Below are 16,831 nucleotides of genomic sequence, written 5' to 3' on the forward strand. Positions count from 1 at the left end.
GCGAAGGACTCTGGAGGTGCCGTCGAACCGCGGCGAAGGACTCTGGAGGTGCCGTCGAACCGCGGCGAAGGACTCTGGAGGTGCCGTCGAACCGCGACGAATGACCCTGGAGGTGCCGCCGAACCGCGGTGGCGGACCTCCGAGGGCCGAACCATGACGAAGAGTTCGCCGATGATGCCAGCCGTGCGGCGGCCCGGGTATCGACGCTGACGGACCTCCTCGGCCGGACACGCCACCGGCTGCGCCATGTCTGACGCGATGCGGGACGGGTACTCGCGCGCAGTGAGTTCGGAAGTGTTCGTTCCACCCGGGGTGTACGCCCCGCAGGGCGATACCGCGCTGTTGCTTCGCGCGCTTCTCCACGAGGAGCTGCGGGCAGGGGCCCGCACGCTCGATCTGTGCACCGGCACCGGGATCCTCGCCATCGCCGCCGCCTGCGGAGGGGCCACCGCGACCGCGGTCGACGTCTCCGGTTCCGCGGTGGTCGCGGCTCGGCTCAACGCGCGCCGGCACGCATGCTCCGTACGTCTGATCCGTGGTGACCTGGAACGGCCGGTCGCCGGTGAACAGTTCGACCTCGTGACCGTCAATCCGCCCTACGTACCGTCGCCGTCACCCCGGCTTCCCGCCCACGGTCCGGCGCGGGCTTGGGACGCGGGTCCCACCGGGCGGTTCCTCCTCGACCGGATCTGCCGGCTCGTGCCCTCCCTGCTCGCGCCCGGAGGAGTCCTGCTGTTCGTCCAGTCGTCACTGGCGGGCGTGGACCTCAGCCTCGAGGAACTGCGCCGCGCCGGACTCCGGGCCCGTGTCGTCGGCAGCCGCACGCAGCGGTTCGGCCCCGTCATGGCCGCCCGCACAGGATGGTTCGAGCATGCGGGCCTGGCGGGGCGAAGGGAACGAAGCGAGGAGCTGTTCGTGATCCGGGCCGAACATACGCAGGCCGGCACCACCCGACGCGACCCGGGCCACCGCCTGGCGAAGCCGGCGAACGGACCCGCGAGGTCGTCGGACAGAGAAGAGTGCGCGACATGAAGAACTCCGGCGCACCTCCGGCGGCGGTGCGCGGCAATCAGGGGACCGCCGTACCCGGCCCCGTGCCCCGCGTCACCCCTATACCGGGAGGACCCCTGCTGATCGAGGGACCCGTCGAGATCGTGCTGCCCGACGGCACACTCCTTCGCAGCGATCGCCCCGTGGTGGCCCTGTGCACGTGCCGCCGCACCCGCAGACCCCCCTTCTGCGACACCAGTCACCGCTGCGGACGCGGACCGGGATCCCGGGACGGAGCGCGCCGCGAGGTCACCGGTGGGTGGCACCGGCACCGGCAGGAGGAGGGGCCGTGAGACTGCCGGTGCCCGGCGCCGCGGAGCGGGGAGCGGGGACGGCACCTGCCGTGCCCCCACCCCGCGGTGAACTGTCCTCGCGGGTCACGGCGTATCTGTACGGCAGCACGCCCTCGCTTCCCGGCCCCGAGACGGTGGCCCGCGCGGACCCGCTCGGCGACGATCTCCAACTCGCCCTGCACCTCTGCTATGAACTGCACTACCGCGGGTTCGCCGGTGTCCCGGACGACATGGAATGGGACCCCGCGCTACTGCGCCTGCGCGCCCTGCTGGAGCGGCGATTCGACGCCGCCCTGCGCGAAAACCGCGGCCGCTCGCGCAGCGTGGACGACGCGTTCGCGGAAGTCCTCGCCGAACCGGCCGACGGGACGGGCATCTCCCATTTCCTGCTCCGTGACGGGACCCTGAAGCACCTGCGTGAGCACGCGGTGCTGCGCTCCATCTACCAACTGCGTGAAGCCGACCCCCATTTGTGGGTGATCCCGCGGCTGACCGGTCGCGCCAAAGCCGGAATGATGACGGTCCAGTACGACGAGTTCGGCTGCGGCCGCGCCGAACGCATCCACGCCCGCCTCTACGCCGACCTCATGCGCGATCTCGCGCTCGACCCCGCCTACGGGCACTACCTCCCGCTGGTCGGGGCCGAAGCCCTGGCCGCCGTCAACCTGATGTCCCTCCTCGGGCTGCACCGGGCACGCCGTGGCGCCCTGGTCGGGCACTTCGCCGCGCTGGAAGTCACCTCTTCGCCCGCTGCGAGCCGTATCGCGGCGGCGATGCGCCGGATCGGCGCGGGCGCGGCCGCGATCCGCTTCTACGACGAGCACGTGGAGGCCGACGCGGTGCACGAGCAGGTGGTGCGGCGAGAGGTCGTCGGCGGGCTGCTCGCCGACGAACCCGCCCTCGCGGCCGAGATCGTGTTCGGTGTCGACGCGACGGTCTGGCTGGAGGAGAGGCTCGCCGCAAAGGTGACGGCGGCCTGGGGGACCGCCGCGAGCGCGCTGCGTCACCCGCTCGGCACGAACGGTACTCCGCAGCCGCAGCCGCAGCCGCTGTCGCCGTTGCCACTCACCGCGATGTGAACACGGGAGAGTCCAGATCCCGAAGTGGGGACAGACGGAGCGGTCTGCGTGCCTGTTGCCGCGCGTCGTGGACAACTCTCCTGCCGCCCAATGGGGTTGCCGCGGCGATGAGATGACCGAACGACCGGGACACCAGTGATCGGGGTCGTCCCCTCGCCGCTGTGCGCCCACGGTGGACGGTGAAGCCGGGCATGGTGGCCGTACGCCGAGCGCCGACGGGGAGGCCGACCGGCGCCATGTCGCGTTCATGGTCGTACGGCCCGATCTCCTGGTTGCCGGGCCTCGCGACCAGGGGAAACGCGAAGATCTGACCATTTGGTTCGATCGAGGGACAACAGCTCGATTTCCGGAACGAGACGGTCCGGATGCGTGGACGATCTTGATCGAGGCGCCTTCCACCTTGGCGGAGGCGCCCTCCACAGATCCAGGAGGTTCCATGCGAAAGCCTGTCTCCCGTACCCGCACGCTGGCCGTGGGGCTCGTGCTGACAGCGGCCGTGCTCTCCCCCTCCGGCTCCGCGAGTGCGGCGGCCGACCAGTACGAGTGGGCCGCGCTGGGCGACTCGTACACCGCCGGCGGGTTCGTCGGAGACCCGCAGCCCGCGCTCGGTGACGCCTCGCGGGACGGCTGCGACCGGACCACGAACGCGTATCCGGACGTCGTCGACCGGGAACTCGCGGAGTTCCCCCCGGGCAAGCCCGTCCGTCTGACCAATGTCAGCTGCGGCAACGCCACCATCGCCGACATCGCCAAGGACAAGCAGAAGCCGATCAGCCCGGTCCAGCCGCCGGCCGGCGGCTGGGCGGAGGTGGACCCGCAGATCAAGCGGGCCAACCTCAACGCCGGGACCGACGTCGTCACGATCGGGGTCGGCGGGAACAGCCTCCCCTTCGGCGGCATGCTCCTCAAGTGCCTCGAAGAGGGCACGGCCGGGAAGTCCTGCCGCGAGCACTACACGAATCCCCCCGAGGGGGAGGAGAGCATCCAGGACAAGCTCGCGCGGGTCCAGGACGAGTACATCGAGATGCTGGCCCACGTGCACCAGGCGGCGCCCGACGCCAAGGTGATCACGGTCGGCTACCCGGCGGTGCTGCCGGACCGGGGCAGTGACTGCAACCGCCTCTCCCTCACCGAGCTCGGCCCGATCGCCCACGGCGACGTCGACTGGCTCCGCGACGACGTCCTCAAGCAGCTGAACCGTACGATCCAGCGGGTCACGAACTTCTTCGGTGACCGTTACGTCGACGTCTACTCCTCCAGCGTGGGCCACGACGCGTGCCAGCCCGCGGCGACGAAGTGGGTCGAGGGGATCTGCGGCGACGCCGCGGACTACTGGCCGTCCAGGCTCCCTGGCACCCTGCTGAACTGTGGTCCCATCGGCAAGCGCGTCACCCTGGTCCACCCCAACGCCCGGGGCTACGAGAACACGGCGGCCCACGTGGAACGGGCGATCCGCATCGCCCTCCTCGAACGCTGACGCCCTGGGGCCGGCCGAGTGCGCGGAGTCGGCCCTCTCTGGCGGAGCCGGTCACCGGAAGCCCCCGCCTTCCCCATCGAGGGTGGGGGGCTTGCCCCAGGGAGACGCCCCCTAAGGGGTCCTGCCCGGGCCGGAGGACCGTAGGAGCGGAGCCGGGTCGGACCGTCGACGCACCGGCCGGATCCGGTGGAGGCAGGAGCCGAGCAGGCGGGAGGCGAGCGTCCATGGCAGTCGGCCCGCGGCGGGAAGGCGCTCTCCGTTGAGAGATACTTTCCGGATGAGGTCACGCACTTCCCCGGTCGGCCGGCCGATCACGATACGGAGGGCCGTCGCGCGGGACGCCAAACGGCTCACGCGGATCGTGCGCGGCTCGGGCGCCTACGCGGGCCAGTACGCGGCCGCGGTCGCGGGCTACCGGGTCGGTCCCGACTACATCGAGGCCCACCCCACCTTCGTGGCCGTGGGCGCCGACGATCATGAAGGCCGGGTCCTCGGGTTCTACTCGCTCGTTCTCGCCCCACCGGAGCTCGACCTGCTGTTCGTCGCCGACGAAGCGCAGCGACGGGGTATCGGACGACGGCTCGTCGCGCACATGTTGTCCGAGGCCCGCGCCGCCGGACTCGACCGGGTCAAGGTCGTGTCCCATGTCCTCGCCGAGGACTTCTACCACCGCGCCGGTGCGGTACGGACCGGGACGGCGCTCGCGACCCCGCCCGCCGTGCCGTGGGACCGTCCCGAATTCGAGTTCCGCGTTCCTTCGGAATGACGCCGGGCCCGGCGACCTAGGAGAGTGACGGCCCCCGCCGACGTCTCCGACGACGACGTTTCGGAGCACGTTGCGGCGATCCGCATCCGCTCCGGAGCGGATGCTACGCACTCATCCAGTGACAGAGCCGCTCCGCGACGCCCTCAAGCGCCCGGCGGAACGGTCTCGACCCCCTCGCGCACGCGCCGCAGGTCCAGCCGCAGTCTCAGGACGTTACGGCGGTGCGCGGTTCTGAGTTCGGCCTCCAGCGGCGAAGGGGGCACCGCCAGGACGGGACAGGCGGCGCGGGCGAGACAGTACCGGCTCACCGAGGGCCGCAGCGCGCGGCACAGCCGTCCCCGCCGTCCGGCACCGACGACCAGGACGCCGTCCCGGCCCGCGATCTCCACCAGCGCCCGTCCAGGGTCACCCCGAACGACGAGTGCCGTCATCGGCGAACCCGGACCGTCCCCGCCGAACGTCTCGGCGAGGGCGGTGACCAGCCGCTCCCGGGCCAGGCGCTGCCACTCCCCGGCCATGACGGCCGCCGCCGGCGACCGGCGTGCGGCGAGCTCCCCACCGGGCGGCTCCCACGCCAGTACCGGCCACAGCTCGGCACCGCGCAGCCGGGCTTCCCCGGCCGCCCGGCACAGGGCGGCCACGCTGCCCAGCGAACCGCTGACTCCGACCACGACACGAGGGGCCGGTATCGCGCCCGACACGGACATCACTCCTCTGTTCCTCACGTGCCGGCCGAAGGCTCCCGGCCGGCGATCCTCTCCGGAACCGCCCCCATCCCACCTCTGCTCCCAGGTCTCCGAACAGACGTCGCACCAGTTCTTGGCGCCCTTCTGACGCCCTTCTGACGGCCTTCCGGCCAGGGCGTCAGCGTGCCGTCAAGATCGTCCACGCGGTCGTCGGTGAGCCGCCAGGAGGCGACAGCGGCGGCCGGCGTCACTTCCGCGCACCGGTTGACCGTCACCCTCGGTCTCGGTCTCGGCCAGGCCGGGATCCGCCTCTCCGAACCCGCCGTGCGCGGGCCGGTCGCCCGGTCGGCGCCCCGCTGGTACCCAGCTGGGCCTCACCGTTCTCACGATCGCCCGGCAGGCAGAGCTCCGGCCGTCCCCCCCCCGCGTCTCCGCATCTCCGCGTCTCCCGGGCGACGCGGGATCAGCCAGGGCGGCGAGGCCGGGGGCCGCATCGCGGAGCGACGAAGACGGCGACGGGGAGGACGCTCAAGGCGGTCACGGCTGCGGAGGAGCACGAGATCGGCCCCCAGCCTGCGCGGATCGCGGCTCGGGGCTGCTCCTCAAGGGCGGAAGGTGCGGCGGTAGGTGTCGGGTGGGACGCCGACGCTTCGGTGGAAGTGGCGGCGCAGGGTGGTGGCGGTACCCATGCCGGTGGCCGCGGCGATGGTGTCCACGGTGGCGTTGGTGGTCTCCAGCAGCTCCTGGGCGTGGCGGATGCGCTGGGTGTGGAGCCACCGCAGTGGTGTGGTGCCGGTGAGGTGTTTGAAGTGGCGGCTGAGGTGGCGTGAGCTCATACGGGCCCGACGGGCCAGGTCCTCGACGGTGAGCGGTCGGTCGAGCCGTTCCAGTGCCCAGGGGAGGAGTTCGTCCAGGGGGTGGTTGCCCGGGGCGGGGAGGGGAGTGGTGATGAACTGGGCCTGGCCGCCGTCGCGGTGGGGCGGTACGACGAGACGGCGGGCGATCCTGTTGGCGGTGGCCGAGCCGTGGTCGAGGCGGACGAGGTGCAGGCACAGGTCCATCGCGGCGGCCTTGCCGGCGGAGGTGAGGACGTCGCCGTTGTCGACGTAGAGGACGTCCGGGTCGACGGTGGCCTGCGGATGGCGCCGGGCCAGTTCCCGCGTGTGGGCCCAGTGCGTGGTGGCACGCCTGCCGTCGAGCAGTCCTGCCGCGCCCAGGACGAAGGCGCCCGTGCACAGTGAGGCCACGCGGGCGCCGGCCGTGTGAGCGGCGCGCACCGCCGCGACCAGCTCGGCGGGCGGTTCGCGGTCGGTGTCGGCCCAGCCGGGGACGATCACCGTGTCCGCGTGCGCGAGTTGGTCGAGTCCGTGGTCGGGTTCCAGGCGGAAACGGCCGACGTGCACCGGAGCGCTTCCGCAGAGGGCGAAGTCGTACCAGGGGTCCACGAGGTGGGTCAGGTCGGACCCGAAGACCTCTACGGCGACGGAGAGTTCGTAGTGGAGCATGCCGTCGGTGACGGCCAGCGCGACAGCGGGCATGTCCGGAACTGTACGGGGCGTGTCGTTTCCGACGCTCCTGCGAGGTGCTGCCCCGAGGACAGGATGGGGAGGTCAGATCAGGCCGCGGCGGACCGACGCCCGAGCCGGTGTCCACGTGTACGGGAGCAGTCTCATGAAGTCAGGTCAGCAGGTGGCGGTGTTCGGCGCGTACGGGCACACCGGGCGGTTCGTGGTGGCGGAGCTGGCCGCGCGTGGGTTCGTCCCGGTGCCTTCCGGGCGCGACGCGCAGGCGGTGGAGAAGCTGGCGAGCAGGTTCGGGCTGGAGGCCAGAGTCGCGTCGGTCGAGGACCCGGCCTCGCTGGATCAGGCACTGGCGGGAGCGGCGGCGGTCATCAACTGTGCCGGCCCCTTCGCCTCGACCACGGGCCCTGTGATCGAGGCCGCGCTGCGCGCGGGGATCCCGTACCTGGACGTGGCCGCCGAACTGGAGGCGAACCTCGACACCTTCACCCGTTACCGCGAGCGGGCCCGGTCCGCGGGAGCGGTGATCGTCCCGGCCATGGCCTTCTTCGGCGGTCTCGGCGACCTGCTGGCCACCGCGGCGATGGGCGACTGGACCGGAGCCGACGAGGCGCACATCGCCTACGCACTCAGCAGTTGGCACCCCACCGCCGGCACCCGGCTCTCGGGCGCGGTCTCCCGCGAGCGGCGGGGCGCCGGCCGCCTGCGCTACCGCCGCGGACAGTGGGAGCACCGCACCGACGACGCGCCCACCCTGGAATGGAAGTTCCCCGATCCGGTGGGACTCCGGCCGGTGATCGGGGAGTTCACGATGGCCGACGTCGTCACCGTCCCCCAACACCTCTCCATCCCGGACGTGACCGCCTACATGACCGCCGAGGCAGTCCGCGACGTCGCCTCCCCTCACACCCCGGCCCCGACTGCCGCCGACAGCAGCGGGCGCTCGGACCAGACCTTCCTCATCGACGTCGTCGTGCGCTCGGGCGGAGCCGAACGCCGGGCAACAGCCCACGGCCAGGACATCTACGCCGTCACCGCGCCCCTCGTCGCCGAGGCCCTCGAACGCGTCCTGACCGGCCGTACCAAGACCGTCGGCGTCGCCTCCGCCGGCGAGATCTTCGACGCCCCGGACTTCCTGCGGGCGCTCGCCCCGCACATTTCACTCGACCTGGACCGGCGGATACAGACCGCCTGACATCAGCCAACGGCCCGACTGCCGAACGACATCCCTCTGGCTGCAGGCATGCACGGTGTTTTTCTGGCCACCCGTGCTGGACGGCGGGCGCCTCCCTCACCATCGACAGCACCGACGAACTCCCCCCCCCCCGCCGCTCGCCCGCAGAACTGCTGGGAGGTCGTCGTCCGGTCACCACACGTCGACGGACCAGACGTCGCCCCTCTGATGTCCGTCTGGATCTGGGTCACCCGACCCGTACGGGTCAGGGTCAGTGACGACGTGGAGGCGGGCGGCGGATACTGATACGCGGTAGCAGTCCATGTGACCCGACGCGTTGTGCTTGTCGAGTTCGATCGTGTGGCCCAGGGCCAGGATGGCGGTCCGTAGTTCCTTGAACGGGACTCTGGGTGCGAATTCCCCGTATTCCCGTGAGAGCCGGGGCGGCACGGTGTTCGGGGAACGGTCGTACAGCAGTCGTTGGATCTTCACGCCGAAGCCGAAGCACGACATCTGCCCTTGCCGCCCCGGCTGGTCCGGCGAGAAGTTGACCTCCACGAGCCCGTAGTCCCTTCGCGGTAGGCCACGATCGGGAACATCGAGGCATGTCGCCCCCAGAGCGGCTTCCCAGGCTTCGGGGTCGGCACCGAGGCCGACTCCGAGGACGTCACCGCAAACGGCGACGTGAGCGTAGAAGTCCAAAGCGGACACCTGTCGACTCCCTCAACTGCCCTGACTGGCACACCACTTGCTGATCTCCGTACAGGACAGGCGGACCAGCGCCCGGTGTTCGGTGATCCTGCAGAGCAGCCTGTCAGGGCGGTCGCCGGATGCGGAGGTGTGTCAGCTGACTCGGTGGACGATGGTGAAGCCGTCCCAGCCCTTGGACCCCACGGTCTGGAGCGCGGTCGCCTCCAGCCGTGCGTCCCGTGCGATGTCCGCGAGAACTGTGCGCACGCCTTGGACGCGGTCGTCGGGGCTGTCGGGATCGGTGACGGCGCCGTTGCGTACGACATTGTCGATGACGATCACGCTCCCGGCCCGGGTCAGCGCGAGCGATGCCTCCAGGTACGCGGGGTTGCTGGGCTTGTCGGCGTCGATGAACACGAAGTCGTAAGGGCCCACGCCGTCCTTGATGAGCCGTCGTGCCGAGTCGGCGGCGGGACCGACCAGGACGTCGACGCGTTCGCCGACGCCCGCGTGTTCGAGGTTCGCCCGGGCGATGGCGGCGTTGTGCTCCTCCAGTTCCAGGGAGGTCACATGGCCCTTTTCACCGACGGCACGCGCGAGCCAGACCGTGCTGTATCCGGCCAGGGTGCCGAACTCCAGCACCCTTGTGGCTCCGGACATCCGGCAGAGCATCGCAAGCAGTTTCCCTTGGTTGGGGGCCACCTCCGCCTGTGGCATCGTGGTTCGCCGACCCGACTCGCGAGCGTCGGTCAACGCCTCGTCCTCGGGAACGAGGGTGTCGACGAAGTAGGCATCGACCTCACGCCAGGCCTCTTCGGATTCATACACAGGTGTCTCCCCTGTTCGTACACGGCATCTGCCGGCCGCACGACCAAGCCGCGAATCGCGGCGTGATCATTGATTCAACCCGACCGGCCGTTCCTGGGGCGTGCAGATTCGATCAACAGGGCGTCTGGGTCGGCGGGTTCCCGGTGGGCGAACCACGGCAGGAAGAACTGGGTGACCGGGCCGACCGCGAGCGCGTACAGGACGGTGCCGGCTCCGGCCGTCCCGCCGAGCAGCAGGCCCGCGAGGAGCACGCAGATCTCCAGCAGCGTGCGCACGAACCGGAGGGAGCGTCCGGTCAGGGCCGCCGACCCCGTCATCAGCCCGTCGCGGGGGCCGGGGCCGAACCGCGCGCCGACGTAGACGGCGACCGAGAACCCGTTGAGCAGGATCCCGCCCGCCAGCAGCGCGATCCGGGCCGGGAGGCCGAGACCGGCCGGAATCAGCGACAGGCCGAGGTCCGAAGCGCACGCCAGGACGACGATGTTGGCCACGGTCCCGAACCGCGGCCGCTGCCGCAGAGGGATCCAGAGCAGGAGCACGACGACGCCGACCACGGCGCTCACCGTGCCGAAGCTCAGCGGGGTGTGCCGCTCCAGCCCCTCGTACAGCACGCTCCACGGGTTGACGCCCAGCGAGACCCGCACCATCAGCGACAGGCTGAAGCCGTACAGGGCGAGCCCTGCGAACAGTTGAGGCAGACGCGTGAGCGGACGCACGGCGAACGGCAGGTAGGTCAGGGGCGGTAGCGGCGGGCACTCCTTCCTCGTTTTCGCGGCCTGCACGTCGACGAGGGACGCGGCGCCGGACTCACGCTGAGCGGACGGCAACTGGCCGCGCTGCTCTCCGGCCCCGCCGGGTCGGGGCCCGCCTACCGGCGCCTGGCACGGAACATCAGCGAGCTGATCCTGGAAGGACGCGTCCCGCCCCATGTCCGGCTGCCCGCCGAGCGGGAGCTCGCCACCGCGCTGCGCATCAGCCGCGCGACCGTCACCGCCGTCTACGACCTGCTGCGCGAGAACGGCTGGGCCCACAGCCGCCGGGGCGCGGGCACCTGGACAGCGCTGCCCGAAGGGCGGCAGCCGCACCGCGTCACGCGGCAGCTGATGGCCCCGGACGCCACCATCGACCTGGCCAGGGCCGCGCCCGGTGTGCCGGAGGACGTCCTCGCCGCCGCGCTCGCCGAGGCCGCGCCCGCACTCGCCTCACACGCGCACACCCCCGGGTACCACCCGTACGGGCTGCCCGGACTGCGGGCCGCCGTCGCCGAGCGCTTCACCCGGCGGGGGCTGCCCACCGTGCCCGAGCAGATCCTGATCACGTCGGGAGCGCAGCACGCGCTCACCCTGGTGCTCGGGCTGCTGTGCGGCCCGGGTGAGCGGAGCGTGGTCGAGAGCCCGTCGTACCCCAACGCGCTGGAGGCGCTGCGCCGGGCCCGGATGCGGACCGTGCCCGTCCCCGTCACCGAGGACGGCTGGGACATCGCGGCCCTCGTGTCCGCACTCGGCCGGGCGGCGCCCCGGCTCACCTATCTGATCCCCGACTTCCACAACCCCACCGGCCTCCTCATGCCCGCGCCCGACCGCGCCCGTGTCCTGCACGCCGCGGCAGGCTCCGGCACCTGGCTCGTCGTCGACGAGACCCTCGCGGAGCTCGCCCTCGACGTCCCGGCCCCGACACCCTTCGCCGCGTGCGGGGCGCCCGGCGAGACCGGGCAGGTCATCACCGTCGGCTCGATGAGCAAGAGCCACTGGGGCGGACTGCGCATCGGCTGGCTGCGCGCCCCCGCGCGCCTCGTGACGGAGCTGGCCGGCCAGCGGATCGTCACCGACGTGGGCGGCTCGGTCGTGGACCAGCTCCTGGCCCTCGCCCTGCTCTCCCGCGGCCCCGAGCTGCCGGGCGCCCGCCTACGACGGCTTCGGGAGCAGCGCGCGGCGCTGACCGGCGCCCTGGCGGCGCACTTCCCCGCCTGGACCTGGCGGCAGCCGCCCGGCGGCCTGTCCCTGTGGGTCGACCTCGGGGAACCCGTCGCCCCGGACCTGGCCGCACGCGCACGCGAGCACGGGGTACGGATCGAGGCGGGATCCTGCTTCGCCGCGGACCCGGGAGTCTTCGAGCAGCGCCTGCGGATGCCGTTCACCCTGCCTCCCGACACCCTGCGGGAGGCCGTACGCCGCATGGCATCCGCGGCCGCCGACAGGCTCCCGCCCGCCGGCACCGACCGAGGGCCGCGCTGGGTGGTGTGAGAACGGCGGAGGCAGGAGCGAGGTCGTGTGTGCCCGCCATGCCGGGCGTGGTGTGGTGGACGCGGTCTCCTTCGAGTTCGAGGCGGTAGGCGCCGCGAGTTCTCCAACTGGAGATCATTGACGGGATGGCCTTCAGGGCCTGTTCGGCGGCTCTTGGCCGACCGTGGCCAGGAGGCGCGGGATCAAGGGGTTGCGGTCGTTCTCGCGCCAGGCGACGGCCACTCGTGTGCGGGCGGTGCCGGGTTCGATCCCGCGGAAGGCGACGCCTTTGAGGCGGATGCGCCGGATGCTCGCCGGGGCGAGGGAGACGCCCAGACCGGTTTCCACGAGGGCGCACACGGTCTGCCATTCCACCGCGTGCTGGACCGTCCGCGGTGTGAAACCCGCCGCGGCGCACAGGCCGGTGATCTGGTCGTACAGGGTCGGGCCGGCCGCGCGGGGCAGCAGTACGAAGGGGGAGTCCGCCAACTCCGCGAGTCGCACGGTGCGCCGGGCGGCCAGAGGGTGGGTGGACGGCAGCACCGCCACGAAAGGCTCGCTGAGTATCGTCCTGAAGCCGATCTCCCGTTCGTCGGCGGGAGGTTCACGCAGCAGGCCGATGTCGATGGTCTTGTCGTGCAGGGCGGCGAGCTGCGGAGCGGTGGTCATCTCGTGGATGTCCAGGTGCACTTCGGGAAATCGGTCACGGAAGCTGCGCAGCAGGCCTGGCAGGACGGTCAGGGCCACGGAGGCGGCGAAGCCGATCCGCAGCCGGCCGGTCCGCCCGTCTCCGACGGCCCGGGCCGCGGCCAGACCGTCCGCGAGGTCCGTGAGTGCCCGCCGGGCGGCGGGCAGGAGTTCACTGCCGGCCGGGGTCAGGGCGACCTGCCCTGGGGCGCGGACGAACAGCGCGTGGCCGACCCTGTCCTCCAGGCGGCGGATCTGCTGGCTCAACGGCGGCTGGGCTATCCCCAGGCGGGCGGCCGCGTGGCCGAAGTGGAGTTCCTCCGCGAGCACGACGAAGGCGTGCAACTGCGGCAGCGGGACTTCGGGTCGCTCCATACGCCCAGAGATATCAGACCATGTGTGGTGCCGTATTAGACGTATCCCTGCTGGTCTTTTAGCGTTCGGCTCATGACAGAGCGACGTGCGATCCTCGGCGGCTCGGCCTTCGAGGAGCGGATCGGCTATGCCCGTGCCGTGGTCGACGGCGACTGGGTGCATGTGTCCGGGACGACCGGGTTCGACTACGCCACCATGACGATCTCCGACGACGTGGTGGAGCAGGCCGAGCAGTGCCTGCGCACCATCGAGGCCGCCCTGGCCGAGGCGGAGTGCTCCTTCGCCGACGTGGTGCGCGTGCGCTACCTGCTGCCCGACCGCGAGGACTTCGAGCCCTGCTGGGCCGTCCTGCGCCGCTGTTTCGGCGACGTCCGGCCGGCCGCCACGATGCTCGTGTGCGGTCTCTCCGACCCGCGGATGAAGATCGAGATCGAGGTGTACGCGCGGCGGCCCGTCCATGCGCGCGACGGCATGGTGCACCATCGGTCGGAAGCACCGGTGGTGCCTGTCGGTCCCTACGAACCCCCTTACTACGCAGCCGTCTTCACCACGGTGCGCACCCAGGACCAGAGCGGCTACAGCGAGACCGACGCACACCTGGAGGACCTGGTGAAGGAGGTCCCCGGGTACCTGGGGATGGACCACGCGCAGACCCCTGGCGGGCTCGGCATCACCGTCGGCTACTTCCGCGACGCCGACGCCCTCACGCAGTGGCGGACCGACGTCGAGCACCGCGCGGCACAAAGGCGCGGGCGAGCCCAGTGGTACCAGAACTACACGCTGCACGTGGCGAAAGTGGAACGCAGCACCGGGTTCACGCGGGCGGAGAGCCCGCAGCCCCCGACACAAGGCTGACCGGCCGGAACCACCTCGCCGGCGGGTCGGCGGCCTTCCCGGGCGTCGACGGGCCCGACGGACATCGACTGCGCGTCCTGCTCCGTGTCGATGCGGCTGCTGCCGACCGCCGGGGGCGGTCCCGTCACTTGTCCGGGCGGACCGTGTCGCTCACCACCGCGGCGAACCGGCCGAGGAACCCGAAGTGCTCGCCCGCCCGCCCGCTCCGCGCTCACGCTCACCACCGGCACGTCCACGTGGCGGCCGATTACCTCCGCGATGTCCCGGAAGGGCACCCCCTCCCCGGTGGCCGCGTGCCATCGCGTGCCGGCCGGGGCCTCTCCAGCACGAGCCGGAACAGGCGGGCGGCGTCCGGGCGGTGGACGCCGGGCCGGCGGCTGGCGCCGTCCCCGACGTACACGGCGACGCCCTTCTCCCGGGCGATCCGCACAAGGTGCGGTACGAAGCCGTGGTCGCCGCGCCCGTGCACGGAGGGCGCGAGCCGCACCACCGACCCGCGCACCCTCTGTCCGGCGAGCGCGACAGCCGCCTCCTCCCAGGGGGTTGGGTGCGTTCCCGGCGCGGGCGCGTCCGTCTCGACGGCGAGGCGCCCGGCCGGGGCGATGGCGGTGGGGGCGCGGGAGCGGGACCTGGTGTGTGGTGCGGGATGGGGGCTCAGCGGCCCGAGTGGTCGATGACGTTGCCGTTGGAGCAGTTGTTGACGTGGTCGGAGACGTAGTCGCCGAGGACGGGCACGACGGCCACCTCCTGAAGGCACACGGCGGCAGCCGTGAAGTTCCAGTTGTTCGCCGCGGTCACGCCGCCGCCGAAGTTGGAGTCGTTGTCGGCGTACGCGGGTGCGGCAGCGGTCAGCGCGAGCGCGGCCGTGATCCCAGCCATGATGATCTTTCGCATACGGCCGACAACGAGCGCCTCTCGTCGAGGTCACCGCCGTTAGCCCACCCGGCAGCAGGAGGAGACCCTGGTGGCGCTGGCCCCCGGCTCGGCGGCGGAGATACAGCGATCCGGTGATCGGAAAGACACTCCCCAGGGCCGCGGGATGCTCAGTGGCCGTTACTCCGCGGAGGCGGCCTGGTGCGGCGCCGGAACGCACCTCTCGGTGTAGGAGGCGGCCTCGGACGCGGCCAGTTCGCTGTCCTGGTCCCGGATCGCCTCCACGAGCCGCGCGTGGTTCTGGTACTGCTCCGGAAGCAGCGTCCCCCGGAAGTGGTCCAGCAGTGACTCGCGGATCACCTCACCGAGGTCAGCGTGCAGTTCCATCAGCACCACGTTGTGGGACGCACCCACCACGGCCAGATGGAACGCGGCGTCCGCGTTCACGAAGACGATGCGGTCGCCGGACGACCACGCTTGCTCCCGCTGAGCGAGTGCGGCATCGAGCCGCAGAAGGTCGTCCGGGGTGCGCCGGAGCGCGGCCAGCCGCGCCGCTCTTGCCTCCAGAGTGCCGCGCACCTCTGCCACGTCTTCGGCTGCGGCCCCGGCGAAGCGGCTGCGCATGATCCCGGCCAGCTCACTGGTCGCCTGAACGTAAGTGCCCGAGCCGTGCCTGATGTCCAGCAACCCTGTGTGCGCGAGGGCGCGGACCGATTCGCGCACGGTGTTGCGCGCCACTCCGAGCTGTTCGACCAGCTCGGGTTCGCTGGGAATCCGTGAACCCACCGGCCAGGTGCCGGAGGTGATGTGACTCCGCAGCCGATTGATCACCAGGTCGGACAGCACTTCACGGTTGACGCGTTGCAGAGTCATCCCATGAGTCTACGCGGGACGCTAGACGTGGGGTCATCCCATGAGTCACCATGATCGGCATGGCGAGCAACGAACGCACGAGCGCGGGCAGTCCACCCCTGGACCAGCACATGTCCGGCGGAGTGTCGAGAGGGATGCGCCGCCTGGGAGTGGCCGCCATCCTCGTCGCCGCGCTGAATCTGCGGCCGGCCGTGACCAGCCTCGGTCCGGTGCTGGAGGAGGTCCGCGACTCGTTCGGCATGAGCGGCACCGTCGCGGGACTCCTGACGTCGATCCCGGCCATCTGTTTCGCGGTCATCGGTTCGACCGCGCCGCGTCTGGCTCGCCGTCACGGCCCTGACACGGCCATCCTGGTCGGGGGGGTGGCGCTCACGCTGGGTCTGGCCCTGCGTCCGCTCGTCGCCGACACGGTGCTGTTCGTCTCGCTCACCGCCCTGGCGCTCGCCGGGATCGCCATCGCCAACGTGCTGTTGCCGGCCGTGGTCAAGCAACGCTTCCCCCAGCGGGTCGGCGCGATGACGGGGCTGTACTCCATGGCCCTGAACGCCGGGGCGTCCGCGGCCGCCGCCGTCACCGTGCCGCTGACCGAGGCGTTCGGCGGCAGTTGGCGTTACGGCCTGGGGGTCTGGGCCGTACTGGCCGCGCTCTCCGTCCCGCTCTGGCTCACCCTGGCCGTCAGACGCCGCCGGGACGGCGGCGCCGGTCCCGGAACGAACGCGGCGGAGCAGGCGACGGCGGCGGGCCCACGCCTCACACGCGATACGACCGCGTGGGCACTCGCCGTCTACTTCGGTCTCCAGGCCAGCTCCGCCTACATCATCATCGGCTGGCTGTCGCAGATCTTCCGGGACGCGGGTCTGTCGGCCGAGACCGCCGGCCTTCTGTTCTCCGGCACCTCGCTGCTCGGTGTCCCGCTGTCCTTCGCGCTGTCGGCCGTGGCCGGCCGGCTGCCCGACCAGGGGGTCATCGCGGCCGCCATCGGCTTGTGCGGTCTGGCCGGCTACGCCGGGCTGTGGGCGGCGCCCGCTGATGCTCCGTGGGTGTGGGCGATGCTCCTGGGTGTGGCCAACTGTTCGTTCCCGCTGGCCCTGACGATGATCGGCATGAGAGGCAAGGACAGTGCCACTGTCGCCCGGCTGTCCGGGTTTGTGCAGGGCTTCGGCTACCTGCTCTCGATCCCCGGACCCGTGATCGTCGGCGCCCTCTACCAGCATGACCACGGCTGGCGGGCTCCGCTGGTCTTCATCATGCTGCTGACCCTGGTCCAGGTCGGCGCGGGCCTGGTGGCCGGACGCAACCGCCAGATCGGCTGACGTCAGGGCGTCCGACGCCAACTGATCGCGGGCGGTGAGCCGCGTCCGGACCCCGGTGGGGCTCGTAACT

General features: G+C 71.6%; 17 protein-coding genes and 2 pseudogenes. 11 read left to right on the forward strand and 8 right to left on the reverse strand.

Annotated elements, in window-relative coordinates; genetic code table 11:
- Positions 1–258 precede the first annotated feature (258 nt).
- The 5 genes from ACIPRD_RS08315 (at position 259) to ACIPRD_RS08335 (ending at position 4,665) form a co-directional block, all read left to right on the forward strand.
- Positions 259–1,032 (forward strand): HemK2/MTQ2 family protein methyltransferase, encoded by a 774-nt coding sequence (locus ACIPRD_RS08315; protein WP_401561888.1) that lies wholly within the window; start codon positions 259–261, stop codon positions 1,030–1,032.
- The gene (locus ACIPRD_RS08320) at positions 1,029–1,343 is read left to right on the forward strand and encodes a CDGSH iron-sulfur domain-containing protein (protein ID WP_401561183.1); all 315 of its coding nucleotides are present in this window, start codon (positions 1,029–1,031) and stop codon (positions 1,341–1,343) included. The genes ACIPRD_RS08315 and ACIPRD_RS08320 overlap by 4 nt, the downstream gene beginning before the upstream one ends.
- Complete coding sequence (locus ACIPRD_RS08325; protein ID WP_401561186.1) at positions 1,340–2,422, forward strand: iron-containing redox enzyme family protein; 1,083 nt, start codon at positions 1,340–1,342, stop codon at positions 2,420–2,422. The genes ACIPRD_RS08320 and ACIPRD_RS08325 overlap by 4 nt, the downstream gene beginning before the upstream one ends.
- Positions 2,423–2,858: 436 nt before the next feature.
- Positions 2,859–3,899 carry an SGNH/GDSL hydrolase family protein gene (locus ACIPRD_RS08330; RefSeq protein WP_401561189.1) on the forward strand — a complete coding sequence of 347 codons (1,041 nt, stop codon included), beginning with the start codon at positions 2,859–2,861 and terminating at the stop codon, positions 3,897–3,899.
- Positions 3,900–4,176: 277 nt separating this feature from the next.
- The gene (locus ACIPRD_RS08335; protein WP_356409163.1) at positions 4,177–4,665 is read left to right on the forward strand and encodes a GNAT family N-acetyltransferase; all 489 of its coding nucleotides are present in this window, start codon (positions 4,177–4,179) and stop codon (positions 4,663–4,665) included.
- Positions 4,666–4,808: 143 nt separating this feature from the next.
- Here the strand turns inward: ACIPRD_RS08335 and ACIPRD_RS08340 are convergent, their stop codons facing one another.
- A complete protein-coding gene (locus ACIPRD_RS08340) occupies positions 4,809–5,372 on the reverse strand; it encodes a universal stress protein (RefSeq protein ID WP_401561192.1) in 564 nt (187 codons plus the stop codon).
- 581 nt (positions 5,373–5,953) lie between these two features.
- Positions 5,954–6,889 (reverse strand): helix-turn-helix domain-containing protein, encoded by a 936-nt coding sequence (locus ACIPRD_RS08345; RefSeq protein ID WP_401561194.1) that lies wholly within the window; start codon positions 6,887–6,889, stop codon positions 5,954–5,956.
- Positions 6,890–7,022: 133 nt separating this feature from the next.
- Here ACIPRD_RS08345 and ACIPRD_RS08350 point away from each other — a divergent pair, with 133 nt between their 5' ends.
- Positions 7,023–8,066, forward strand: a complete 1,044-nt coding sequence (locus ACIPRD_RS08350) for a saccharopine dehydrogenase family protein (RefSeq protein ID WP_401561196.1) — start codon at positions 7,023–7,025, stop codon at positions 8,064–8,066.
- 171 nt (positions 8,067–8,237) lie between these two features.
- On the opposite strand, the gene ACIPRD_RS08355 is transcribed toward ACIPRD_RS08350, so the two are convergent.
- The 3 genes from ACIPRD_RS08355 to ACIPRD_RS08365 form a co-directional block, all read right to left on the reverse strand.
- Entirely contained in the window at positions 8,238–8,756 is a 519-nt protein-coding gene (locus ACIPRD_RS08355) for a hypothetical protein (protein WP_401561199.1), read from the reverse strand.
- A gap of 132 nt (positions 8,757–8,888) precedes the next feature.
- Entirely contained in the window at positions 8,889–9,563 is a 675-nt protein-coding gene (locus ACIPRD_RS08360) for an O-methyltransferase (protein WP_401561202.1), read from the reverse strand.
- A gap of 74 nt (positions 9,564–9,637) precedes the next feature.
- Complete coding sequence (locus tag ACIPRD_RS08365) at positions 9,638–10,300, reverse strand: YitT family protein (RefSeq protein ID WP_401561891.1); 663 nt, start codon at positions 10,298–10,300, stop codon at positions 9,638–9,640.
- Positions 10,301–10,441: 141 nt separating this feature from the next.
- Between ACIPRD_RS08365 and ACIPRD_RS08370 the strand changes: the two are divergent.
- Positions 10,442–10,603: pseudogene (locus ACIPRD_RS08370) on the forward strand (GntR family transcriptional regulator); the annotation flags it as partial.
- A 63-nt stretch (positions 10,604–10,666) separates the two neighbouring features.
- Complete coding sequence (locus ACIPRD_RS08375) at positions 10,667–11,806, forward strand: PLP-dependent aminotransferase family protein (RefSeq protein WP_401561205.1); 1,140 nt, start codon at positions 10,667–10,669, stop codon at positions 11,804–11,806.
- A 132-nt stretch (positions 11,807–11,938) separates the two neighbouring features.
- Here ACIPRD_RS08375 and ACIPRD_RS08380 read toward each other — a convergent pair whose 3' ends face one another.
- Complete coding sequence (locus ACIPRD_RS08380; protein WP_356409142.1) at positions 11,939–12,847, reverse strand: LysR family transcriptional regulator; 909 nt, start codon at positions 12,845–12,847, stop codon at positions 11,939–11,941.
- 72 nt (positions 12,848–12,919) lie between these two features.
- Between ACIPRD_RS08380 and ACIPRD_RS08385 the strand changes: the two are divergent.
- Together ACIPRD_RS08385 and ACIPRD_RS08390 are read left to right on the forward strand one after the other, a co-directional pair.
- Positions 12,920–13,297: pseudogene (locus ACIPRD_RS08385) on the forward strand (RidA family protein); the annotation flags it as partial.
- A 21-nt stretch (positions 13,298–13,318) separates the two neighbouring features.
- A complete protein-coding gene (locus ACIPRD_RS08390) occupies positions 13,319–13,702 on the forward strand; it encodes an antibiotic biosynthesis monooxygenase family protein (RefSeq protein WP_401561894.1) in 384 nt (127 codons plus the stop codon).
- Positions 13,703–14,356: 654 nt separating this feature from the next.
- Here ACIPRD_RS08390 and ACIPRD_RS08395 read toward each other — a convergent pair.
- Both ACIPRD_RS08395 and ACIPRD_RS08400 read right to left on the reverse strand, forming a co-directional pair.
- Positions 14,357–14,596, reverse strand: coding sequence for a hypothetical protein (locus ACIPRD_RS08395; protein ID WP_356409139.1), 240 nt, complete (start codon positions 14,594–14,596; stop codon positions 14,357–14,359).
- 159 nt (positions 14,597–14,755) lie between these two features.
- On the reverse strand, positions 14,756–15,448 hold the full coding sequence (locus ACIPRD_RS08400; RefSeq protein ID WP_356409136.1) for an FCD domain-containing protein: 693 nt from the start codon (positions 15,446–15,448) through the stop codon (positions 14,756–14,758).
- Positions 15,449–15,498: 50 nt separating this feature from the next.
- On the opposite strand from ACIPRD_RS08400, the gene ACIPRD_RS08405 reads away from it, so the two are divergent.
- Complete coding sequence (locus ACIPRD_RS08405) at positions 15,499–16,761, forward strand: CynX/NimT family MFS transporter (protein WP_401561209.1); 1,263 nt, start codon at positions 15,499–15,501, stop codon at positions 16,759–16,761.
- The last annotated feature ends 70 nt before the right edge of the window (positions 16,762–16,831 follow it).

Source organism: Streptomyces sp. NPDC090108 (genome assembly GCF_044747185.1).
In the GTDB taxonomy this organism is placed as follows: Bacteria; Actinomycetota; Actinomycetes; order Streptomycetales; family Streptomycetaceae; genus Streptomyces.